Source organism: Aeromonas intestinalis (assembly GCF_054052485.1).
The window spans coordinates 1-389 of the sequence record NZ_JBSTYK010000044.1 but is presented as its reverse complement, the minus strand read 5'-3'; the positions used below and the strand labels follow the sequence as shown (position 1 = coordinate 389).

Genomic DNA, 389 nt, shown 5'->3' with positions numbered 1-389 from the left:
GGATCACCTCCTTACCTTAATGATGACGAAGTTGTTGAGTGTTCACACAGATTGCCTTGATTCAAAGTAGTTAGAGCAAAGACCTGATGCGAAAGCGTCAGTGCTTATTCAACTTCGGTTGAATGAGAGAAGCCCGTTCGTTGGGGTGGGATGTGAATAGCTGCAAAGGTGGCTACCCAAACCAGAGTTAGCGATAACAGCGAACAGCGCTAAAGGCAACGATGCCGCTCGGCCTCGCCGGCTCGGCAGTTGCCTTTACAAAATCGCCGTAACGCGTAGCGTTACGAGCTGCGATTTTGTCCCCTTCGTCTAGAGGCCTAGGACACCGCCCTTTCACGGCGGTAACAGGGGTTCGAATCCCCTAGGGGACGCCACTTCTCTTCTTGCTT

Annotated in this window: 1 tRNA gene; it reads left to right on the top strand. The window is 52.2% G+C overall.

The annotated features are described in order from the left end of the window. The first annotated feature begins 298 nt into the window (after window positions 1-298). Window positions 299-374 (top strand) — tRNA-Glu (locus ACW5W7_RS21320). Window positions 375-389: the final 15 nt, after the last annotated feature.